Annotated in this window: 27 protein-coding genes; 23 read left to right on the top strand and 4 right to left on the bottom strand. The window is 35.6% G+C overall.

What is annotated here, in order from left to right:
• Window positions 1-120: 120 nt before the first annotated feature.
• Window positions 121-1,032 (bottom strand): mechanosensitive ion channel family protein, encoded by a 912-nt coding sequence (locus tag FC19_RS08075; protein WP_057876472.1) that lies wholly within the window; start codon window positions 1,030-1,032, stop codon window positions 121-123.
• A gap of 162 nt (window positions 1,033-1,194) precedes the next feature.
• Here FC19_RS08075 and FC19_RS08070 point away from each other — a divergent pair, with 162 nt between their 5' ends.
• Window positions 1,195-1,602: a DUF948 domain-containing protein gene (locus tag FC19_RS08070; protein WP_057876471.1), complete on the top strand. Its 408-nt coding sequence runs from the start codon at window positions 1,195-1,197 to the stop codon at window positions 1,600-1,602.
• A gap of 24 nt (window positions 1,603-1,626) precedes the next feature.
• On the top strand, window positions 1,627-2,091 hold the full coding sequence (locus FC19_RS08065) for a hypothetical protein (RefSeq protein WP_057876470.1): 465 nt from the start codon (window positions 1,627-1,629) through the stop codon (window positions 2,089-2,091).
• 240 nt (window positions 2,092-2,331) lie between these two features.
• Here FC19_RS08065 and FC19_RS08060 read toward each other — a convergent pair whose 3' ends face one another.
• Complete coding sequence (locus FC19_RS08060) at window positions 2,332-3,435, bottom strand: aminopeptidase P family protein (RefSeq protein ID WP_057876469.1); 1,104 nt, start codon at window positions 3,433-3,435, stop codon at window positions 2,332-2,334.
• 180 nt (window positions 3,436-3,615) lie between these two features.
• Here FC19_RS08060 and ccpA point away from each other — a divergent pair, with 180 nt between their 5' ends.
• The 19 genes from ccpA to FC19_RS07960 all read left to right on the top strand — a co-directional run bounded on the left by ccpA (window position 3,616) and on the right by FC19_RS07960 (window position 19,434).
• Window positions 3,616-4,617, top strand: coding sequence for a catabolite control protein A (gene ccpA, locus FC19_RS08055; RefSeq protein ID WP_057876518.1), 1,002 nt, complete (start codon window positions 3,616-3,618; stop codon window positions 4,615-4,617).
• A gap of 180 nt (window positions 4,618-4,797) precedes the next feature.
• Window positions 4,798-5,298 (top strand): VanZ family protein, encoded by a 501-nt coding sequence (locus FC19_RS08050; RefSeq protein ID WP_057876468.1) that lies wholly within the window; start codon window positions 4,798-4,800, stop codon window positions 5,296-5,298.
• A gap of 96 nt (window positions 5,299-5,394) precedes the next feature.
• Window positions 5,395-6,123 carry a YebC/PmpR family DNA-binding transcriptional regulator gene (locus FC19_RS08045; RefSeq protein ID WP_057876467.1) on the top strand — a complete coding sequence of 243 codons (729 nt, stop codon included), beginning with the start codon at window positions 5,395-5,397 and terminating at the stop codon, window positions 6,121-6,123.
• A gap of 167 nt (window positions 6,124-6,290) precedes the next feature.
• Window positions 6,291-7,211, top strand: coding sequence for a ribokinase (gene rbsK, locus FC19_RS08040; protein ID WP_057876466.1), 921 nt, complete (start codon window positions 6,291-6,293; stop codon window positions 7,209-7,211).
• A gap of 289 nt (window positions 7,212-7,500) precedes the next feature.
• On the top strand, window positions 7,501-8,487 hold the full coding sequence (gene comGA / locus FC19_RS08035) for a competence type IV pilus ATPase ComGA (RefSeq protein ID WP_057876465.1): 987 nt from the start codon (window positions 7,501-7,503) through the stop codon (window positions 8,485-8,487).
• The gene (comGB, locus tag FC19_RS08030) at window positions 8,477-9,496 is read left to right on the top strand and encodes a competence type IV pilus assembly protein ComGB (RefSeq protein ID WP_201782318.1); all 1,020 of its coding nucleotides are present in this window, start codon (window positions 8,477-8,479) and stop codon (window positions 9,494-9,496) included. Before comGA ends, comGB begins: the two co-directional genes overlap by 11 nt.
• Window positions 9,493-9,810, top strand: coding sequence for a competence type IV pilus major pilin ComGC (comGC, locus tag FC19_RS08025; protein WP_057876463.1), 318 nt, complete (start codon window positions 9,493-9,495; stop codon window positions 9,808-9,810). The genes comGB and comGC overlap by 4 nt, the downstream gene beginning before the upstream one ends.
• A complete protein-coding gene (locus FC19_RS08020; protein WP_057876462.1) occupies window positions 9,800-10,219 on the top strand; it encodes a type II secretion system protein in 420 nt (139 codons plus the stop codon). Before comGC ends, FC19_RS08020 begins: the two co-directional genes overlap by 11 nt.
• Entirely contained in the window at window positions 10,206-10,493 is a 288-nt protein-coding gene (locus tag FC19_RS08015) for a hypothetical protein (protein ID WP_057876461.1), read from the top strand. Before FC19_RS08020 ends, FC19_RS08015 begins: the two co-directional genes overlap by 14 nt.
• Window positions 10,465-10,926, top strand: a complete 462-nt coding sequence (locus FC19_RS08010) for a ComGF family competence protein (RefSeq protein ID WP_057876460.1) — start codon at window positions 10,465-10,467, stop codon at window positions 10,924-10,926. Before FC19_RS08015 ends, FC19_RS08010 begins: the two co-directional genes overlap by 29 nt.
• Window positions 10,923-11,237, top strand: a complete 315-nt coding sequence (locus tag FC19_RS08005; RefSeq protein ID WP_057876459.1) for a hypothetical protein — start codon at window positions 10,923-10,925, stop codon at window positions 11,235-11,237. The genes FC19_RS08010 and FC19_RS08005 overlap by 4 nt, the downstream gene beginning before the upstream one ends.
• A 68-nt stretch (window positions 11,238-11,305) precedes the next feature.
• Entirely contained in the window at window positions 11,306-12,316 is a 1,011-nt protein-coding gene (locus FC19_RS08000; protein WP_057876458.1) for a class I SAM-dependent methyltransferase, read from the top strand.
• Window positions 12,317-12,335: 19 nt separating this feature from the next.
• Window positions 12,336-13,547 (top strand): acetate/propionate family kinase, encoded by a 1,212-nt coding sequence (locus FC19_RS07995; RefSeq protein WP_057876457.1) that lies wholly within the window; start codon window positions 12,336-12,338, stop codon window positions 13,545-13,547.
• Window positions 13,548-13,876: 329 nt separating this feature from the next.
• Window positions 13,877-15,241, top strand: coding sequence for an amino acid permease (locus FC19_RS07985; protein ID WP_057876455.1), 1,365 nt, complete (start codon window positions 13,877-13,879; stop codon window positions 15,239-15,241).
• Between the two features lie 117 nt (window positions 15,242-15,358).
• Window positions 15,359-15,961, top strand: coding sequence for a metallophosphoesterase (locus FC19_RS07980; RefSeq protein WP_057876454.1), 603 nt, complete (start codon window positions 15,359-15,361; stop codon window positions 15,959-15,961).
• Between the two features lie 21 nt (window positions 15,962-15,982).
• Entirely contained in the window at window positions 15,983-17,362 is a 1,380-nt protein-coding gene (locus FC19_RS07975) for a bifunctional metallophosphatase/5'-nucleotidase (protein ID WP_057876453.1), read from the top strand.
• A gap of 33 nt (window positions 17,363-17,395) precedes the next feature.
• Window positions 17,396-18,025: a YutD family protein gene (locus FC19_RS07970; RefSeq protein ID WP_057876452.1), complete on the top strand. Its 630-nt coding sequence runs from the start codon at window positions 17,396-17,398 to the stop codon at window positions 18,023-18,025.
• Between the two features lie 13 nt (window positions 18,026-18,038).
• Entirely contained in the window at window positions 18,039-18,818 is a 780-nt protein-coding gene (locus tag FC19_RS07965; RefSeq protein WP_057876451.1) for a TIGR01457 family HAD-type hydrolase, read from the top strand.
• Window positions 18,811-19,434: a TIGR01906 family membrane protein gene (locus FC19_RS07960; RefSeq protein ID WP_057876450.1), complete on the top strand. Its 624-nt coding sequence runs from the start codon at window positions 18,811-18,813 to the stop codon at window positions 19,432-19,434. The genes FC19_RS07965 and FC19_RS07960 overlap by 8 nt, the downstream gene beginning before the upstream one ends.
• Window positions 19,435-19,581: 147 nt before the next feature.
• Here FC19_RS07960 and FC19_RS07955 read toward each other — a convergent pair whose 3' ends face one another.
• Together FC19_RS07955 and FC19_RS07950 are read right to left on the bottom strand one after the other, a co-directional pair.
• Window positions 19,582-20,223: a VTT domain-containing protein gene (locus FC19_RS07955; protein ID WP_057876449.1), complete on the bottom strand. Its 642-nt coding sequence runs from the start codon at window positions 20,221-20,223 to the stop codon at window positions 19,582-19,584.
• 62 nt (window positions 20,224-20,285) lie between these two features.
• Window positions 20,286-21,284 carry an NAD(P)/FAD-dependent oxidoreductase gene (locus tag FC19_RS07950; RefSeq protein ID WP_057876448.1) on the bottom strand — a complete coding sequence of 333 codons (999 nt, stop codon included), beginning with the start codon at window positions 21,282-21,284 and terminating at the stop codon, window positions 20,286-20,288.
• A gap of 152 nt (window positions 21,285-21,436) precedes the next feature.
• Here FC19_RS07950 and FC19_RS07945 point away from each other — a divergent pair, with 152 nt between their 5' ends.
• Together FC19_RS07945 and FC19_RS07940 are read left to right on the top strand one after the other, a co-directional pair.
• Window positions 21,437-22,003 (top strand): peptidylprolyl isomerase, encoded by a 567-nt coding sequence (locus FC19_RS07945; RefSeq protein ID WP_057876517.1) that lies wholly within the window; start codon window positions 21,437-21,439, stop codon window positions 22,001-22,003.
• 28 nt (window positions 22,004-22,031) lie between these two features.
• A complete protein-coding gene (locus FC19_RS07940; protein ID WP_057876447.1) occupies window positions 22,032-22,421 on the top strand; it encodes a CvfD/Ygs/GSP13 family RNA-binding post-transcriptional regulator in 390 nt (129 codons plus the stop codon).
• The last annotated feature ends 269 nt before the right edge of the window (window positions 22,422-22,690 follow it).

The raw sequence follows: 22,690 nt of genomic DNA, 5'->3' as shown, positions 1-22,690 counted from the left end.
GTAAATGGCAGATTGAGAATCTAATTTTTTTAAAGTAAATAAAAATGGTTAAATCTAAAAATTGCACGGAACTTTTTAAAGTTCGGTGCAATTTTTAATAATTAAGTTTTTTTTCTATAATCAACTACTGGTAAGATTGATGGGAGAACTATTGATTTTGAAACCGGCTTTTGTAAGTTCTTCCAGATAAGCAGCCAGAAAAGTTCGCTGAATTTCATATTGAGCACCGTTTTTGGTGTAAATAATGATTCGTAAAGACAGTGAACCGTTGCCATTGTCCACAGTTCCAAGTAATGCAGGTTTTTTCGTTATGTCTGGAAAATGAGGCGTTAAACGTGCATTAACCTTTTTTATAATCAGTGACATCGCCTTAATATCTTCCGTTGGATCGAAATAAATATCAATCATTGCTCGCATATCGTTGCGTGATAAATTACTGACAATTGTAATGTTGCGATTAGGCACAAAATGCAATGTACCATCGTAACCGATAATTTGCGTAGTACGCAATCCGATTGCGTGGATAGTTCCTTCTATTTGGCCAATTTTGACATCATCACCAACATCAAATTGTTGTTCCAGAAGAATAAAGAAGCCAGTAACGACATCAGTTACAAATCCTTGAGCACCTAAGCCCAATGCAACACTCATAATACCGGCACCAGCAATTAGCGTACCAACTGGAATTCCTAAAACAGACAGGATGGCATAGAAATAGAAAAACAAAACAGAGTAATGAAAAATATTCAGAGATAAAGTATAGATTGTATTTATACGATTCACTGTTAAATGTTCATTTTTGAGAGTGGTCTTGAAGCTTCGATAAATGATCCTTTTTCCGATCCAATTAACCACAATAAAAAAAATTGAAAGTAGAATCAGTGAGAGAAAAAGAGTTACGATTTTACTAATTATCTGATTCCAATTAATACTAGAAAAATAACTGGCTAAAAAGTTTGTTTGACGGCTGACTTGATGGGAAACATCAGCAGTCAGTGATGAATTATTTGCGTCTAGAAAAAAATATCGCATATGACAGCTCTCCTTTAACTATCTCTATAATATCAAAAAAAAAGGATTAAGACAGAAAAGGGTAAAAAAATAATATGCTGAGAGCTAATTTGTCTTTTAATTGAAGTTTTAGAGTGTCAATGCTATTCTAAGGATAAGTAGTCGAAAAGAGGAGGCTTTTATATGACACTATCTTTGGGACAACTAGCGGGTTTGATAGCTGCATTAGCATTCTTGTTACTTGTCGTTTTTATGTGTGTTGTTTTGATCAAAGTTGCGAAAACAATGGGAGAGGTAAATCAAAGCGTTAAGACGTTACGTGACGATGCTGATGCGATTTCGAAGGAAGTTGAGGCCATCCTTGCTAAATCAAATGTGTTATTGGATGATGTTAACGGGAAGTCGAAAAAAATAGACCCGCTTTTCCAAACGGTAGCAGATCTCAGCGAAAGTGTCTCCGATCTGAATAGTGCAAGTCGAAATTTAGTGGGAAACTTTTCATATTCGTCGAAAAATGTTGGCAAAGCAACACTCGCTGTTGGGTTTCTAAAACGTATTTATAACATGAGACACAAAAAAAGCAAAAAATAAAAATGAGTTTAAGGGGATGGTCTGATGGGAAAGAAGACAGCATTAGCTGTTACTTTGGCAACAGGGGCTGCGGCATACGTAGCGACTAGGTATTTGCTTAAAAGTGAACATCGAGAAAAGGCTTTGGATAAATTCAACGATTTAACTGACAATGGACGTGAAGCAGCATTAAGATATTATCATTACGCTAAAGAATATTTTGAAAATGAAAATGAATTTCGTGATGATTTAGAGAGCTTAAAACAAAAAGTTTCTGAAAAAGCCAAAGATTTGAAAAGTAATGAGAATGTAAATAAAGCATTTGATTCTTTAAAGGAAGCTACGTCAGATTTGAAGCAGCAGTTTGAGAAGGAGAAAGTTGAGTATGATGACTTGGCTCCTGAAACAGACATTGTCATTGATGGACGTTCTGCTTTCGGACAGGCAAAACGAGCTGCAGAATCTGAAGAGAAACAGACTGAGGTTTTCTATCCCAAAGAAGGACAATAAATATTTATGCCCAGTTTCTTTGTTAGTAAGGTAAGAGCCAGAGGTGCATATAAATTCGGATGTGTGATTATCGATGGCGGATTACAAGCCTGATCTGATGATTTAATGATGGTCGAGATGTGATCAGATGTAGAAAATTAAGTTTTAGAACTTCTTAGTATAAAATTCAAAATTAAATTTAAGGGACTTTGACAATTTTTTTGTCAAAGTCCCTTAAGTTTTTAATTTAATATCTTGAATTTAACGAATAGGAATAATGTTGAGTTCTTTAGAGGTATGTGTGAATGGTGCACAACTGTTATCGGTAATGTGGACACAATCTTCTATTCTGACCCCTGCAACACCTGGAATATAAATTCCAGGTTCAATGGAAAAACACATCCCTGGTTGTAATTCCATTTTGTTACCCTCCATAATTGAGGGAAATTCATGCTCACTTTGTCCCATGCCATGTCCTAAGCGATGGATAAAGTAGTCACCATAACCAGCTTTGACAATAATATCGCGTGCTATTTTATCTAGATCCTCAGCCACTATGCCGGGTTTGGCAGCGGCTTGGGCTGTTAATTGCGCCTCAAGACAGACTTTATAGATATCTTGGATTTTCGTACTAACTTTGCCAAAAGCAACAGTCCGACTAGCATCTGAGATGTATCCTTGGTAGATGACACCTAGATCAAACAGAACGAGTGCGTTTGATTTAATTTTATCTGGTTTTGGAAATCCATGAGGTTCGGCCGCATTTGTGCCACTTTGGACTATTGTATCAAAACTGGTATGTGTAATACCTTTTCTTTTCAGAGCATACTCGATTTCAGCAACTACATCTTGTTCTGTACGACTTTTCTGGAGGGCATCAAATCCAATTTTAAAAGCAAAGTCCGCCCATTTACCTGCTATTTCAAGTTTTTTAATTTCAGCTGGCGTTTTGATCAGCTGTTCATTCTGGATAAAAGGTGTAAGATCTCCACCAAATGTAGCTTGAGGAAATAGTTTTCTTAGTATTTCATAGCGAATAACATTTAAGTTTCCCTTTTCAATTGCCCACTTCTGGGGGTCATCAATTCTTGCGCGGATTTTATCCGCAATAATTGCAAAGGGATCTTCATGATCTAAATAACCATAAACTGGATAAATCCAACCGGTGTCTTTAATTGCTTCAACTTCTAGAGCTGGTGCAAATAAGAATGGATCTTTGTCTGGAAAAACTAAAAGTGCTAAGACACGCTCTACAGGATCACTTGAGAACCCAGTAAAATATTGAATGTTCTTAGGATTGCTGATATAGCCAACTTGATAATTATTATCAGCCAACCATTTTTGTACAGATTCAATGTGTGACATATAATCGCTCCCTTAATTTAATACCTAAATTATAGCATAGCGGCGAAGTATCGGACTTACATAAAATGAAAAGAGTGTGAAAAGAAGGACTTCAACCTATGAAACGCTTGCATTTAGTCTCTTTTTTTGCTAAATTAGGTAACGTCAATGAAAATGAATGAAAATCAGAAAGGGTCAATCATGGAAAAACAAACAATTACGATTTATGATGTTGCACGCGAGGCAGCAGTTTCAATGGCTACTGTTTCAAGGGTTGTAAATGGCAACCCAAATGTTAAACCAGCAACGCGCAAAAAAGTTCTTGAGGTGATAGACCGATTGGATTACCGGCCTAATGCTGTTGCACGTGGACTTGCAAGCAAGAAAACTACTACTGTAGGGGTTATTATTCCTGATGTTACAAATGTATATTTTTCATCGCTTGCACGTGGAATTGATGATGTTGCAACAATGTACAAGTATAATATCATTCTTGCTAATTCAGATGGAAATGCACAAAAAGAAATACAGGTTTTAAATACACTTTTGGCAAAACAAGTAGATGGTATCATCTACATGGGAAATAAAATCAGCGATGAGCTTCGAACACAATTTGAACGCAGCAAGACACCAATTATTCTAGCTGGCTCGGTCGATGATCAGGAAAAGATGGGCAGTGTTCATATTGACTATGTTGCTGCTGTTGAGGAAGCAATTTCCGATTTAATCAATCATGGAAATAAAAAGATAGCCTTTATTTCTGGTCCGTTAAATGAACCTATTAATAGTGAATATCGTTTAAAAGGATACAAAAATATACTTGCAAAGAACGGAATTGAATTTAGCCCCGATTTGGTTTTTGAAACGGATTATAGTTATCATGCTGGGGAAATCCTATGGCCTGCTATTGTATCAGCTGGTGCAACCGCCGCGTTTGTGGGGGATGATGAATTAGCAGCTGGTGTCTTGAATGGTGCACAAGATGCAGGTGTGGAAGTTCCAAATGATTTTGAGGTTATTACAAGCAATAATTCTAAGATAACGGAAATCGTTCGCCCTAAGCTTTCGTCAATAACGCAACCTCTGTATGATATTGGGGCAGTGTCAATGCGCTTTTTAACTAAGTTAATGAACAAAGAAGACGTAACGGAAAAGACAGTTGAATTACCATATGGGTATATTAAGCGTTCTTCAACAAAATAGACTATTTTTTAATTTGTTTAGATTTTAAAAATCTCTTCAGCTTAGAACATTCAATATTGGACAATGTTACTGTCGCCTTTTTCAAAAAGAGACAGTACATTTTTGTTAGGTAATTAAAATTATATTATGCCTTTTCTGCATAGCCTTTTATTAAGAAGAATGATTTTGAGGTGTTTCTTGATGCGGATTAATAAACCAAGTGCAAATACCTATCTTTTGCTTGCACTGTTGATTATGATTATTTTGTTTGTTAGTTCTTCAATGACATATCAGCAGCAGACATCGGTGCCTTTTTTGGAAAAGTATTTTGCAAATAAACCATTTGATCAATTTTTGAGTCGCTTTTCTTTTAAATATGCTAACGAGATAATAAGCATCAACAAAATAGGTTATTTCAAGTTTGTTGAGTTTTTTATTAGAAAGGGTGCTCATTTTACGATTTACATGGGACTAGGAGCCTTTTTAGCAGCTGGGTTGAAACCAAGGCTCAAAAGTATTTTTTTAACGATTATCATCAGCTCGCTTTCTGCGATCGGATATGCGGCTCTTGATGAGTTCCATCAAATGCTCACTGGCGGTAGAACTCCGCTATTTCAAGATGTTGTTTTAGATGGGGTCGGTGCACTGTTCGGGGTGTGTTGTGTAGTTCTTTTTTCTTTAAAGGGCAAAAAAGGACGTTAGTTTTTATAAGTTGTTGCGTTAACTATAATGATTTGATACTATGAAAGTTGACTGTAACGTCAATTTTCAAGAAATTATCGGAAAGAGGTATTAGAAATGTCAGGACATTCTAAATGGAATAACATCCAAGGCCGCAAAAATGCCCAAGATGCAAAACGTGGAAAAGTTTTCCAAAAATTATCACGAGAGATCTATATGGCTGCAAAAAGTGGTGGTCCTGATCCGGATTCTAACCCACAACTTCGTTTAATGATTGATAAAGCACGTGCGGCAAATATGCCAAAAGATAACATTAAGCGTGCTGTTGATAAGTCTACTGGAGCTGATGGTGCAAACTATGAAGAAATCACATACGAAGGCTATGGCCCAGGTGGCGTTGCAGTGATGGTCCATGCGTTGACAGACAACCGTAATCGTACTGCGTCAGCAGTTCGGGCAGATTTCACGCGTAATGGTGGCAATTTAGGCGAATCTGGTTCGGTTAGTTTTATGTTTGATCGCCAGGGATATATTGCGATCGCACGTGAGGGCCTTGATGTAGATGAGGATCAGATGTTTGAAGATGTTATAAATGCTGGTGCAGAGGATTTGCAGACTTCGGATGATGTTTTTGAAATCTATACGGATCCTAAGGATTTTGCAGCAGTCCGTGATCAACTACAAAAAAAATATGACCTTGATACAGCAGAACTGACCATGATTCCCCAAAATTATGTGACTGTTCCTGAAAATAAGGTGGAGCAATTTGAAAAGATGATTGATCGTTTGGAAGATGAAGATGATGTTTCAGCTGTTTATCACGCAGGTGAGCTTCCAGAGGAATAGTTTTTAAACCAAGATGTTATTTTTAGATTTGCAATGAATAAAAGAGCAGGACAATTAAGTTTGTTCGAGCTCTTATTTTTTGGTTTTTTTAATAAACGCTAAAATAATTGAGCATATATTATTTTTGTGATACGGTTAGAAAAAAGAGAAAGAAGGAAAGAAGGCATATGCAAGTAAGAAAGAATGTTGTTATTTTGGGAAGTATTAATGTTGATATTATATTAAAACTTACACGTCTTCCAAAACCTGGAGAGACTATGAAAATACAAGGGCTCGAAACAGCAGGTGGCGGTAAAGGAGCTAATCAGGCAATTGCAGCTGCGCGCAGCAATGCTAATGTGCATTTTATTGGACGCGTTGGTGATGATCAATATGGGAAAATGATGTGTGAATTAATGCAGAAGAATGGAATTGATATTGAGCATATAAAGGCAGATAAAGATAATCCTACGGGACAAGCATATATCCTACTTCAAGATTCGGGGGAAAATAGTATATTAGTTAACAGTGGCGCGAATGCCTCTATTCAAGAAGAAGATGTTGAAAATGCACGTCATTTGATTGAAAGTGCAGATGTTGTTGTGGCACAGTTTGAAGTTCCTATTAACAGAATAATTGAGGCTTTTAAAATTGCACAAGCAGCAGGCGTTTCAACAATTCTAAATCCTGCGCCAGCAACAAAGGTATCGGATAAACTTTTAGAATTGACAGATTTAATAACCCCGAATGAAGTTGAAGCAGAGATGTTAACAGGCATCCACGTAGATAGTTTGAAAGCCCAGCGCAAGTCAGCCAATAAACTGCAATCAAAGGGGGCTAGGAACGTTATTCTTACTTTGGGAAGTGAAGGAGCCTACTATTTAACTGAAGATAATCAAGAAGAAGCTGTTTCAGCTCTTAAAGTTAAAGCAATTGACACAACCGGTGCGGGAGATACTTTTATTGGGTGTTTAGCGGCAAAACTTAGTCCAAATTTTGATAATATAGCTCAAGCTGTACATTATGCAAATAAAGCTTCATCATTAACTGTTCAAAAAATAGGAGCAATTCCTTCAATTCCAGCAGAAAAAGAAGTTCTTAAAAGGTAGCTTGTTCATTTTTATATATTAAATATTGAAGATTAATTATTCTTTTGTAAGAATATAACACTTAGTTAGCAATTTCAAAATATTTTTGTTCTCAAAAAATTAAAACCAAAACCAGTTAGAAAATGACTAAAATTATTTTCTAACTGGTTTTTGTGTACAGAAAATTAAGTTTGAGACAGATTATGTACTCCTGTTAATGCGGAACATAATTTTAAGGATAGTTGATTTTTTATGGAGATAACCTTGTTAAATAATTTGCGTATTTATTTGACAAAGGGGGAATTAAGATATGTTTAAAGATCAAGTGAATAAAGTATTGCAAACTGCGATAAGAAAAAGAGCGAGTGATATTTATTTTTTGCCGCGAGAAGACCATTACAGTATTAAGATGAATGTTGTTGGAACAGTTGAAACAATCTCTTGTATTCCGAGTTCGTATGGCTTACAGATAATAAATTACTTGAAATTCAAAGCAGACATGGCCTTGAGTGAGCATCGAAGGCCTCAAATTGGTGCATTTTTATTAAAAGATAGTCAAACAAAAAAGGTTTTTGGTCGCTTCTCCAGTCTTGGTGACTTTTTAGGGCGTGAATCACTGGTTGTGCGCTTGATTTATCAAGAAAAGGATGCAAATGAAAAATTCTTTTTTCCTAGTCAACTCAAAAAGTTAGAAAACCTAAGCCAAAAAAAGGGATTAATACTTTTTTCCGGACCAGTTGGTTCAGGCAAAACTTCGACAATGTATCATTTGGTTCGTTCTTTAACAGATGTCCAAGTAATGTGTATTGAAGATCCTGTTGAAATATATGAACCCAATTTTTTGCAAATTCAGGTGAATGAAAAAGCTAATATGTCATACGCAGAACTTGTTAAAGCCTCTTTGCGTCACCGTCCAGATGTTTTCATAATTGGCGAGATACGTGATGCGGAAACAGCTCAAATAGTTGTAACTGCAGCCTTAAGCGGTCATTTGGTTTTGAGTACGGTACATGCTCAAAGTACACTTGGAGTTGTCAGACGTTTACTGGATTTTGGTGTTTCAAAAGCAGATTTGGAACAAACATTGCAATTAATAATGTATCAACGATTAATTCCAACTACCGTAGGAAATGTTAAGGCATTGTTTGAGCAGTTGAGTGTTGAGAAATTGCCTTGGGAAAAATTAGAAAACGGTGGCATGACTGGAATGTCAGTAGGATGGAGGGAATCTCTTGAAAAATGTGTTCAAAAAAATTGGATTTCAGAAGAAACATATAAAAAATATAGTGAAGGTTAGAAAAAATCGATTAAGTGAACGGAAACAAGCTTTATTTTTTCAGTCCTTAGCTGATTTATTAAATGCTGGTTTTTCTCTTCGACAAGCTTTTGAAGATATTATGATCTTTTTTCCAGAAAATAAAGATCTTTTGGACTACGTTCATGTTGAATTGGCAGAGGGGAAAATGTTGAGCACTGCCTTTAAGCCATATGTTAGACAAAATGTTTTTAATCAAATTTATATTGCTGAAAAGCATGGGAAATTAAGTGATAGCATAAAGCAGCTTGGTAAGAATCTTGAACAAAAAGCTAGGCAGATGGATAAATTAAAAGCTGTTTTACTGTATCCAATAATATTGTTAATAATGCTTGGAGGGTTGATGGTTGCAATCAAGTTTTGGTTGAGACCTGAGCTAGATAAATTTCAGGAAATCCAGGTTTTAAACACCGCTTTATGGCAAGCGCAGCTATATCCATTCATTGTGGGTAGCGTCCTGTTAATAACAGGTGTTTTTGGCTTCAAGCTAGTATATCGTCTAACTAAACAACCGATATTATCTCGCCAAGAATGGTATTGTCATATTCCTTTTCTAGGCGCTGCTTATCGTCAGTATTGTTATTACTATATTACATTTAATTTTGGATTACTTTTAAAAAGCGGTCTTGAAATACGTGAAATCTGTCTTTTTCTCGAAGAATTTGATGAAAAGTCATTGCTTGCAAACTTTGGAAAGGAATTGAAAAAAAACTTACTAGGCGGCAATGAATTAACTTATTTTGTTTCAAAATATACTTTTATTCCGCCAGAATTGAATCTCTTCTTAGGCAAGGGGAACACTATTGATGAATTAAGTTCTGAGTTACTACTTTTTTCGGAATTAGCATACGAAAAGCTGATAAGACAAATTGATAGGATGATCAACTGTGTTCAGCCAATATTATTTTTGGTCATAGCTATCGTCATCATTTCGATATATTTGAGCATGTTAATGCCGATGTATAACAATTTAGGGGGAATATATAAATGAAGGATGATCGGTTTGCGTTAAAGGAAAGATGTGCAGGATTTACTCTAATTGAAATGGCGGTGGTAATGTTTATAATAAGTCTGCTTATTTTGATAATTCTTCCTAACATCGGTAAACAACGTGATAATGCACGTGGCATTGGTAATCAAGCTTTGGGTGATGTTGTACAAACACAAGCAGATCTTTATCGAAACGAAACAGATAAAGAAAATATTTCACTTGAGGATTTAAAAAACAGCGGATATTTAAATGAGAAACAATATAGTGAAGCAAAAAAAGCAAAAATAGAAGTTCAGGCAGAAAATGAGGAATAAGCAGTCCGCTTTTTCATTAGCTGAAATATTAGTCGTGTTGGCTTTAAGTGCCTTCACGTTATTGCTGACAGTAAGCCCATTAGAAAATTCTATTAACGGATTGCAAGAGAAAATATTTTGGCAGTCTTTTAAACAAACTTGGACAAACGAGATAATTTCTTCATCAAAGTTTAAAAAAGTGCACACAATTGCATTTAAAAACAATAAAATTGTTTTTAGTGAAAAAAATAATAGAAAAGTTATGGTTAGGCTACCTAAAACAATGTCTATTAGGAGATATGAGTCGATAAGTGTTAATGATACTGGCAGTATAAGTGGAAGAACTATTATTGTTGATTCAACACTGCAGGATAAGCCATATTATATTATGATTCAGCTTGGCTGGGGGAAATACCATGTTACACATTAAACAAGTAGAAGGCTTTTTATTGGCCGAAGCAACAATAGGATTAGTGCTTATCAGCACTGCAATTATCTTATTCTGTGAAAATGAACGCTATCTTGCTCAAAATAGGAATAAGGCAGTAGAACAATATAAAGCAACAGAGGAGTTAGTCAATATGAGTAAAAAAATATTGATTACTAGTGAAGAGCAGGTGTTTTCAAAAAATGAGACAAGACCTTTTCAAGATAAAATATCTGTTAAAAGTCGGTATGGAACATTTGAAGTTAAAGTTAAATAAAGTAAAAAAAGTTTCAGGATTTACGTTGATTGAGAGCATAAGTGCTCTTTTAATAAGTGCATTGGCATTTAGTGTTTTGGCAGTAGCAATAAAAAGTTCAAATACTGTGGTGAAGCAAACAAGGACTAGTGATGATTTTGAATGGGTTCAGTTTGTTGATCTGATAAGTTCAGATAATTTATCGTTAGAATACGTGACTGGGAAAAATTTAATCAGATTTTATAGTCCAACCAAAAATAAAATTTATCGCTTGTTTTATAAGGATAATCTAATCAGAATGACAGGGGTCGAATTAGGATATATTCCTCTGCTGTATGATGTTCACAGCTTTACGACAAAATATGAAAATTCAACTCTAACAATTATGGTTAAGATGAAGGGTCGGGACTATATTTGCCATATTGTTATGCCAAAAAGGAAGATGGACAATTGAAGAAAACGAAAGGACATTTATTATATTCTGGAATAATGGGAATATTTTTGATGGGGATCATCTTTGGTGCACAAACTCTATATTATCATGAACAGTTGCTAGGTTATCAGAACTTGAAAGATTATAATATAGCTCGAACAATGCGAAATTTAGCTTTAGCTAATAGAATCAGCAACAATGAAGTTATGTGGTTTAATCAAGGAAGTGTCACAAAAAAAGCTGGGCGTTTCATAATAAAAATGAATAACAGAAAAGCAATCGAGTTAAAGACGCTGCCAAAATATGATTTTGAAGAGGGAAAGCACAAGTAACAAGACTTGAAATAACGCAGAAGAATCGTTAAACTAAGACAAGTAATTTAATACTTGGGGTGTGCTAATTGACATTGGAAAAGATAGAACAATTTTATAAAAAATTTGAACAAGCGGTTGAGCTCCTTCAAAAAGATTTGGCTGTTTCCTATTTAGACGCAATAATCGAAACAGGAGATAATCTTGCAGAAGGTGGGGAACTATTAATAGAAGATGGGAAACCCTCGTTAAAGGTCAGAGATCAGTTAGCAGAGCTGTATAAACAGATGGTGGCTCTTTCTATGACATCTGAAGAGTTGCGACAAGTTATTCAGTTTGCTCTTGTAAAAGCTAACCAATTTGATAAAATACAAGCCAATCATCAAATGACACCTGATACGATTGGCTTTCTGGTAGGTTATATCTTGGAAAAGTTTCTTACTAAAAATGCGAGTTATAAAATTCTTGATATTACCGTGGGAACTGGGAATTTATTGAGTACGGTGTATCAAAGGATGAAAGTAAACGGATATAAAGATATAAAACTTTATGGTGTAGATAATGATGATACATTGCTATCGATTGCGAGTATGAGTGCACGTTTACAAAAAATTCCAGCTGAACTTTTTCATCAGGATGCAATAGACAACTTGATAACACCTAAAGTTGATGTTGTCGTAAGTGATTTGCCTGTTGGGTACTATCCAGTAGATAAAAAGGTTGTTAATTTCAAGACTCATTCTGATAAGGGACATTCATATGTTCATCATTTACTCATTGAGCAAGCATTGTTGCAGCTTGTTCCAGGTGGTTATGGACTATTTTTAGTCCCACGCGGTTTATTTGAAACGAAAGAAACACAAGGGCTGTTGCGTGTGATTAAGAATCAGGCTTATTTTCAAGGAATGTTGAATTTACCAGAAGATCTTTTCTTGAATAAAAAGAATGAAAAGGCACTTTTATTGCTTCAAAAGCATGGTGGCGAGGGAAACCAAGTAAAACAAGTTCTTATTGGTGACTTTCCACCATTGAAAGACAAAAAGGAGTTTGCTCATTTTCTTAAAAATATTGATGATTGGGCCAAGGAAAATTTAGATTAGTTATTGGAGAGAGAAGAGAATGATTAAAGTTTTAGCAGTGAATGCAGGTAGTTCTACACTAAAATGGAAGTTATTTGAAATGCCTGGAGCAGATGTTATTGCAAAAGGGCAAATTGAGCGCATTGGTTTTCAAAATGCACGCTTGTCAATTGTGACGAAAACAAATAAATTTTGTGAAGAATTAGTAATAAAAAATCATCAGCAGGCAGTTGACAAACTTTTAGTAATCCTGACAGAATATCAAGTAGTTGATAGGTTAGATGAAATAAAAGGAGTAGGGCATAGATTTGTTAACGGGGCGGACTGCTTTGCGAGTTCGGTAATTATTGATGATGATGTTCTAGAGAAGATGGAGAGTCTGATTGAATTTGCCCCACTGCATAATCCAGCCAATATTATGGCAATCAAAGCTTTCAGGAGAGAATTACCGCAAGCTCTAAGTGTAGCGGTTTTCGATACGGGATTCCACCAAACGATTCCAGAAGAAAACACAGTATATGCCATACCATATGAATATTATCAAAAGTTTCATGTACAGAAGTTCGGTGCACATGGAATAAGCTACCGTTATGTACTGCAACGTTTCTTAAAAGTTGCTGGTTACAAACGCGCGAAAACAAATATTATTATTTTGCATCTTGGTTCTGGTGCTTCTATATGTGCTATTCGTAGTGGCAAGTCTTTTGACACAAGTATGGGTTTTTCACCTGTCTCCGGAATAGCTATGCAAACACGGTCAGGCGATGTTGACCCATCAATGTTAATTTATCTTGAAAACAAGTTGGGTGTTGACTCTAAAGAAGTACTTAAGATGCTAAACAATAAGTCAGGTATTTTAGGCATTTCAGGTGTGTCTTCAGATATGCGAGAAATCATGGAGATTCGCAAGGATAACGAGCGTGCTGATCTTGCACTTAGAATTTTTGTTAATCGTATCGTAAAATATATTGGCGCATATGCTGCTGAGCTAGAAAAAGTCGATGCATTGGTCTTTACAGGAGGAATTGGAGAAAATATTCCGTATGTTAGAAAGCTTATCTGTGATAAGCTAAAAATTTTCGGTATAAAAATCGACGACAATTTGAATGAGGTTAAGGCCAAGGAAACTAGAATAAGCGCACCTGATTCAAAGTCGGATATTTGGACAATTCCAACAAATGAAGAGCTGATGATTGCCGAAGATGTTGAAAAATTATACAGTGAAATAAGAGCAACTAAAGCGTTACATTAGTTATACCATTGAAAAAATTGAATGTTTCATTTGAATTAGCATCAAAATCAAAGTTCAATACTAGCTGAATTATCGAAATTACGTTGAAAGTCGAAGGCAGGAATGTCTCGGCTTTTTTGTTGTGATCAGAAAATGGAATAGGAGTCTTTTTTGAAAAAGCGAGTAAGAAAACCGAATTGCTTTTTTGATTAAGATGAATATAAATCATTGTACAATGAACTTGTTGAATTTTACTTCAATTAATAATTAGTTTACACTATTAATTGTGTTTATAAATTAATGGACAAATTGTTAGAGATATTCATTAGATATTAGTTAGGAGTTTTTTTATGGCTGCAAAGCAAGAATTTTCAAGAGAGTTAAAAAGTCGGCATGTTCAATTGATCGCTTTAGGTGGGACTATTGGAACAGGGCTTTTCCTAGGAGCTGGTAAATCTATTCACCTAGCGGGGCCCTCAATTGTGTTAGCATATCTTATTACAGGAACTATTTGTTTTTTGTTGATGCGAGCGATGGGAGAACTGCTGCTTTCTGATCTTAAGAAAAATTCTTTTATTGATTTTATTCGTACATATATGGGGGAAAATATAGGCTTTGTGACAGGGTGGACATACTGGATCTGTTGGATCACCATTGCAATGGCGGACGTGACAGCAACTGGATTGTACGTACGATATTGGTTCCCTAATGTCCCACAATGGCTTCCTGGTCTGATTGTCGTGGCCATTTTATTGGTATTGAATTTGATTACAGTTGGATTATTTGGTGAAACCGAGTTCTGGTTTGCCCTGATTAAGATTGTTGCTATCGTAGCATTGATTTTTGTTGGGATTTTACTTGTTATAATAGGATTTAAAACACCACTAGGCGAAGCAAGTTTAGGAAACCTGTTTAATTACGGAGGAATTTTTCCAAAAGGATTGAAGGGTTTCTTGTTATCGTTTCAAATGGTTACATTTGGTTTTATTGGGATTGAGTTGATAGGTGTGACGGCTTCTGAAGCGGAAAATCCGACAAAGGTTATTCCGAAAGCAATAAATGAGATCCCGACGCGTGTCATTATTTTTTATGTCGGTTCCTTACTGGCATTAATGAGTATTTATCCTTGGAAGAATATCTCTGCGACACAAAGCCCTTTTGTACAGGTCTTCGAAAATATTGGGATCACGGCTGCAGCTGGGATTATTAATTTTGTTGTCTTGACGGCGGCGGCTTCTGCATGTAACAGTTCTCTTTTTAGCACGGGTAGAATGCTATTTTCTTTAAATTACAAGAATAAAAATCATTTTGCTAAGTGGCTTAGTAAACTATCCCGGCGTCAAGTGCCAGCTAATGGGATAATCTTCTCAGCAATTGTAATTACACTTGCTGTTTTAGCTAATTTTGTCATTCCAAATGCAGCATTGTTTTCTTTCATCTCCAGTGTGGCAACGACATGCTTTTTGTTTATCTGGGGAATGATTATAATTGCGCATTTAAAGTTTAGAAAACAGCAGCAAAAAATTCAGAATGAGATTCGTCAAAGTAAGTTTAGGATGCCATTCTTTCCTTGGGGAGACTACTTGGTCTTGGGCTTTTTATTTTTTGTTGCAGGTGTGATGTGTTTGGATAAGACAACGTTAGCAGCATTGATTGCATCAATAGTATGGTTAGGTTTTTTGTTCTTAATAAAGTTTGTTGCACGGCGAATATAGTAGTTCTAAACAGATGGTGAGTTGATTTATTTAAACTTAGCATCTTTTTTTGTAGAATATTTAGTTGTAAGATTAAACTGGAGTTTGTGTTCCATAAAAAAATGGAGATGTTTAAAAATGCTTTTTTTTACAGCGGATACACATTTTTTTGATGAAAAACTAGCACATAATATGCATTTTGCACAGAGAGACTTTTTGAACGCAGCAGAGATGAACCGGGAGATTATTGATCACTGGAATAATGTTGTTTCTTCAAATGATGTTGTCTATCTTTTAGGGGATGTGGGGATGGTGGATTCTAATCGTGCAGGCTTTATTAAACTTTCATCCATACTAAACGAATTGAATGGACAAATAAATATTGTTAAGGGAAATCATGATACAAGAGATTTTTTTAAATTTTTACAGAAAAATAACTACCAACTTAGCAATGGGAAAAGTAAATTTGTTTTACATGACGTAGGATGTATCATAAAGTTCGATCATTATCAATTCTTCTTGACGCATTATCCGCTAATGCTAGGAATTTCTAAGAATAGCATCAATCTTCATGGACATGTGCACCATTATAGTCTTAATAGTTCTTATAATATCAATGTTGGAGTTGACACACCAGAAAGCGGGTATTTGAACAGAAAGGTTTATTTTGGTGAGCCCTTTAGCAGTGTTGACATTCTTAAAATGGTGGAAAAAAAGAAGAGTGTTTTCGAAAACAAATAAAAGAAAGAGGCAGTTTTGACGATGAGTGAAAGAATTACAATTCTGCATACTAATGATATACATTCACATTTTGAAAATTGGCCGAAAATAAGACGGTATCTTATCGGAACACGTAAACGGTTGATCAAAAAAGGTGAAGCGGTTATAACAGTTGATCTAGGTGATGCTATGGACAGAGTTCATCCATTGAGTGAGGCAACTAACGGTAAAATAAATATCGAACTTATGAATACTGTTGGATATGACGCAGCCACAGTTGGAAATAATGAAGGAATTGGTAATTCACATGAGCAATTAAATGCAATGTATGAACGAGCTGATTTTCCTATTATTTTAGATAACCTTGTTAATGGACGTACGCGAAGGCCACCACGATGGGCACATCTGAGCAGAGTTATTACGACAGATAAAGGGACTAAAATTGGACTTCTAGCTTGTACGGCGCCTTTTAGTGCAACTTATCGGATGAATGATTGGGCCCCTATGGAAGTTGATGAAGTATTACCGAGTTTACTAAAGAAAGTACGCCCACAAGTTGATGTGCTAGTATTGATGTCCCATTTAGGAATAGATGTAGATCGCGCGATTGCGAGAAAATATCCTGAATTTGACGTTATTTTGGGAAGTCACACACACCATTTATTAGAACACGGCGAAGAAGTTGATCAGACACTTCTTTGCGCAGCGGGTAAATGGGGGAGGTATATCGGACAAGTAACCTTAAATGTAGCTAACCATAAATTGCTTGAAAAAAAAGCGGAGGTTGTAGAAACGGCTTTATTGCCTGAAAGCTCAGGTGATGCCATCGAAATAGAGCAATATCAAAAAAAAGGTGAGGCATTATTGAGAAAAAAGAAAGTTGCGGTTTTACCAAAGGACTATCCAGGTTCTTGGGTAAAAAGATCTCCCTTAATGAATGTTAGCCTAAAAGCAATTCAATTTGTTACTCAAACAGAGGCCTCGATTCTAAATGGCGGTTTGTTTTTGGATGATCTGCATCAAGGAGTCTTAACACGTTACGACTTGCACCATATTCTTCCACACCCTATGCGAATAGTCAAAGTAAGGTTGAATGGTTATAATTTGTGGCGTTTGATTAGAGAAATGGAAAAAAATCGTAATCACCTACGTAATTCAGTTGTCAAGGGAAATGGCTTTCGCGGTAAGGTATTTGGGGAACTTGTGTATGATGGTATAGAATTTGATCCACTAAGTAAAAGTGTTAGTTGGCATGGACAAGTATTGGATCCTGGTGCAGATTATGAAATTGCAACTGTTGATAACTTCATTTATTGTCCATTTTTTCCGACATTGGAAATTGTAGGGCATCCTAAGTATATAGGCGATCGTTTTTTAAGGGATGTCGTTGGGGATTACTTTGGTGCTAAATATCCTGTATAATTAGGTATCAACATTTTTTGAAGGAGAGTATCCATGAATAGTGAAAAAAAAGAACGCCGAGAGGCCCAGCTCGCGAAAAAAGCTGAAACGTTAAAAGCTTATGCGAGTGATATTCAGATGAAAAATTCAACGGAGCTAACTATTGATGGACATCCGTATTTACTTGTAAAAAACGTCCGCGAGGGTTTTCAAGTAGAAAAGTTAAAGGAACGTTTTAGTCAAATCCTGACTAAGTACGATTATATTGTTGGAGATTGGGGATATGATCAGCTTAGATTGCATGGCTTTTACGCGGACGATAGTGACAAGGGATTTCCGTCACAAAATATTGCACATTTGGATGATTATCTGTACGAATATTGCAATTTTGGTTGTGCATATTTTATATTGCATAATTTGGATGTTCAGAAGGTGAAGGTCTCTGGAAATAATAAGAAACGTAGCCGCAGACGGAGCTCAGCAAAACGTAATGAAAATAGTAAAAACCCCACTAAGAAAAATTTCAAAAAGGCTATTAAGAAAAGACATGCATTTACAGAAGAAAAAAGATTTGAAATTCATAAAAAGAAAGAAAAAAAACAGGATCTGAAAAGCAAACCAGTATATGCTAAAAGTTTAAAAAAAAGGCACTTTACGATCAGACAAAAAAGTAAAAATGAATAGATGAGGGAAAATAATGAAAAGTTATAAGGGATATTTAATTGATTTGGATGGTACGATGTATAGGGGAAAGGAAAAAATCCCTGCAGCTAAGCGCTTTATTGAAAGACTACAAGAAAAAAACATTCCATTCTTGTTTGTGACTAACAATAGTACACAAGAACCACAGGCTGTGGTCAATAATTTAGCGCATAACTTTGATATTCATGTCACAACGGATAATGTCTATACAACGGCTCTTGCAACCGCCGATTACTTGGCAAGTTTAGATAAAACTAAACGCTCCGTCTATGCAATAGGTGAATTTGGTTTGAAGAAAGCATTGTTTGATAATGGCTTTTACTTTGCAGAAAAAAAACCAGACTATGTTGTCGTTGGTCTAGATTATGATGTAACATATCATAAATTTGAGCTTGCAACCCTAGCAATCAAAGAGGGGGCCAAGTTTATCGGAACAAATGCGGATACTAATTTGCCTAATGAAAGGGGCTTAGTTCCAGGAGCTGGTTCAATAATTGCCTTAGTAGAATGTGCAACACAGCAAAAGGCGACTTATATTGGAAAACCCGAATCTATTATTATGAAAAAGGCCCTAAATAAATTAGGATTAGAAAAAGGCGATGTAATTATGGTTGGTGATAACTATATGACTGACATTGCAGCTGGAATCAATTTCGGAATTGATACGTTGTTGGTCTATACTGGTGTTTCAACGCCTGAACAGGTTAAAGAAAAAGAGACTAAGCCGACTCATGTAGTTGACTCTTTGGATGAGTGGACGCTAGGAAATGATTAAGAATCGTTTTTTATCAACGTTTGAATGGATGTGTCTTTTCTTGTGTTTAATTTCATTGAGCATAGTTTTGACAATTAGCTTTACTCCCTTGTACCAATTCTTTGTTATACATGATGATTTAGCTAGAAATGTCGGATTAACTAATAACCAGTTAATGAGGGAGTATTATCGTTTGTTGGCGTTTCTGAATTTTCCGTGGGTTAATAGGCTTAATCTCTCATTGGATATGTCATATAATGGACTGCATCATTTTTGGGACGTAAAAAGGCTTTTTCTGGTCAATCATCTCGTATTTTTTGGTACTTTGCCAATAAGTATTTTATTTTTGGTAAGAATGAAGAACGTAAAGCAGCTATGGCGTCTGATTTTTCCCTTCAAGATGGGAATGTCTCTCTTTGCTGTCGTGGCACTTATGATGGTATTACAGTTTAATACGTTTTTTGTGGACTTTCATCGGATTTTATTCAGAAATAATGACTGGCTTTTTGACCCTAATTTAGATCCAATTATCAACGCATTACCAGATACTTTTTTTATGGCTTGCTTTGGTGTGTTCTTTTTATTATTGGAAATCCTTATGGGAATCGGGATCATCTGTGGTCGTAAAGATCTATAATGTGGTTAAAACATTTTCAGATAAAAAGATTCAGGCAGTGAGTGAACAAACTCAACGTACCTGAATCTTTTTGTTATATTAAGTGGAGTCAAAAACATAATTTATTTAAGACCAAAATATCAATAAGGACATTTATTAATCAGTAATTTACTTTTTGGCAAAGTGTTTCTTTAAACCAGCGACAATAGCAGGTATCAATGAAACGATAATAATACCAATGATTATCAAGGAAAAGTGTTTTTTGACAATTGGGAAATTACCAAAATAATAGCCTGCACTACAACAAAGAATCATCCATGATGTTGCTCCTATGAAACTGTAGCGAATGAACTTGCGGTACTGTATACCGCTTCCACCTGCAACAAAAGGTGACATGGTTCGAATTATAGGCATAAAACGAGCTAATGAAATTGCCATTCCACCATGTTTTTCGAAGAAAGCTTCTGTTTTGTTTAAATCTTCTTTTTTGATGAAACGACCTAGAAAGGATTGGTCATTAATCGTTGAACCTATTTTTTGGCCGATGAAAAAATTCAAGGAATCACCTAGAAGTGGAGCTGCCCAGAACAAGATTACAAAAATCCAGATGTTCAAATGATATTCGGGATTCGCTGCAAGGGCGCATGCTGCAAAAAGTAATGAATCACCTGGTAGAAACGGTAGAATAACAGCACCAGTCTCGATAAAGATAATAAGAAACAAGATCAGGTAGGTCCAGTTTCCAAAAGTGTTTACGATTGTAACCAGATGGGCATCAATGTGCAAAATAAAATCAATTAGAAAACTCATAGGGTACTCCTTATTAATATACGCATCTTTTTTCAATATGCGCATCAATTTTTATTTTTTCTTTACTTAAGAAAGTGTTTCATTAGCTGAGTGCTATGCACTGCTTGTCGCATATTTGGGTAAATATATTGCATAGCACTGTTAACGGCGACAGGAGCTTCACCAAAACCTGTTGCAATTAAATTTGCGCGTCCGGGATAAGTTATAATGTCTCCTGCTGCGTAGACCCCTGGTATTGAAGTTTGCATATCACGTGAAACCTTCACTAGATTGTGTTCAGTTTCCAAATTCCAAGAATGGAGGATTTTATTATCTGAAATAAAACCATAGTTTACTAGCAAATAGTCTGCAATTATTTGCTGTCGTTCGTCACTCTTTACCTTTTTCAGAGTGATGGCAATTTTATCATCCTTGCGCTCTTCGATACCGTCAATCAAGTAAGGGGTGTCGAAAATAGTTTTTGTCTGCAGTAGTTTGTCAACATTTGCCTCAAGTGCTCGAAATTTATTTCTACGATGAACAATATGTAGTCCAGCAGTCTTTTTTTCGAGTTCTAAGGCCCAATCGATAGCTGAGTCTCCCCCGCCCGCAACGACAACATTTTTATCCGTAAACTCATTGGGATCCTGTACAAAATAGCGAAGTTGTTTTCCTTCAAAGCCGCAGGCCCCATCAACTGCAAGGCGGCGGGGTTGAAATGAGCCTATACCAGTAGTAATTATTATAGAGCGTGAATGCGTAGTTTTCTTAGAAGTTTTAATACAAAAACCGGTATCTGTTTTTTCAAATGAATTCACTGTTTCGTTTAGAAAAATGTCTGGTGAAAAAACTTTAATTTGCTCAATAAGATTATCAATAAGAGCAGATGCTTTTATTGAACTGAACCCTGGAATATCATAAATGTTTTTGGTGGGGAATAGGGCATTGGCTTGCCCTCCCAATTGATCAAGACTCTCAATAACTTGGACTTTTGCTTTATGCATTCTAGCGTATGTAGCGGTAAAAAGCCCAACAGGACCACCACCGATGATTGTTATATCGTAATCGTTCTGGCTTGACATCAAAATACTCCTTTCAATTGTTTACACTAGGCTACATTAGCATAATTGAGTGACAAAATAAATTAAATTGGCAAAATATTTACTTTTTAGATAGAATAAAGAATAAATATAAGAAATATAAAATAGGAGGAATTAATTTGACATTTCCACAAATGAATTTAGAGGATACAAGCAACCCAAAGGCAACTTTTAAAACAAATCTTGGTGACATCACAGTGGTGTTGTTTCCTGAAAAAGCGCCTAAAACAGTTGAAAATTTCTGTGCGTTGGCAAAAAAAGGATACTATGACTCCGGAATCTTTCATCGAATTATTTCAGACTTTATGATCCAAGGAGGGGACCCTACTGGAACAGGGATGGGTGGACAAAGTATCTGGGGAGAAGCATTTGAGGATGAGTTCTCTAATGATCTTTTCAATTTTAGAGGAGCCCTTTCAATGGCTAATGCTGGACCTAATACAAATGGAAGCCAATTTTTTATTGTTCAAAACAAGAATCTTCCTGCACAAATGGTGGAACAAATGAGGAAAGCTGGTTATCCAGAAGAAGTCGTTGAAATGTATAAAAAAGGTGGTACTCCATGGTTAGATCATCACCATACAGTTTTTGGACAAGTAATAAAGGGCTTGGTGACAATTGACAAGATTGCAGAGGTAAAAACCGATTCAAGTGATAAGCCAGTCAATGATGTTATTGTTGAAAAAATTGTGATTGAATAAGTTTAGCTTTATGTTTTGAGGAGAAAAAATGGAATACAGAATAGGAATGGTCGTTGAAGGCAGAGTCACGGGTATTCAGCCGTATGGTGCTTTTGTTACTTTGAAAGATAATACGCAAGGCTTGATTCATATTTCTGAATGCAGACATGGTTTTGTGGAGGACATTCATAAATATCTTAAGGTTAATCAAAAGGTTAAAGTTAGAATCATTGATATTGATGAGTATACTCAAAAAATAAGTTTATCATTGCGATGTTTGGAGAGATCCCTCGATAATAACTTAAGCAAGGTTGGAATAAAGGTTAGGTGTGAGCATAAGCATTATTGGACTAGTAGGCATGTCGATACTGGTTTTACACCTATTGAAGAGCGGTTAGATGCATGGATTGCGGAAACATTATCAGATATAGACAAATAGAATAAAAAAAAGCTTGACCATTAATGAATATGTTGGTAATATATTTCTTGTTGGTACGAACGGCGCGACAGAATTTTTGTTAGTTTTATGCGGTTTAGTAGTCAACTAATTACACAATTATATTTTTATTGATGGTCATTAATTTTATACATGAAAGAAATTGTTGACATCTCATAAATATTAAGGTATCATTTAGAAGTTGTGTTAAATTAAGTAGATCTTTGAAAACTGAACAAAGTTTCGACGAATCAAATGTGTAGGGTCTCCTA

It is taken from the genome of Liquorilactobacillus aquaticus DSM 21051 (assembly GCF_001436755.1).
Classification (GTDB): domain Bacteria; phylum Bacillota; class Bacilli; order Lactobacillales; family Lactobacillaceae; genus Liquorilactobacillus; species Liquorilactobacillus aquaticus.
Note: the sequence above shows the minus strand (reverse complement) of the source record. Positions and strands in the feature narration are given on the sequence as shown.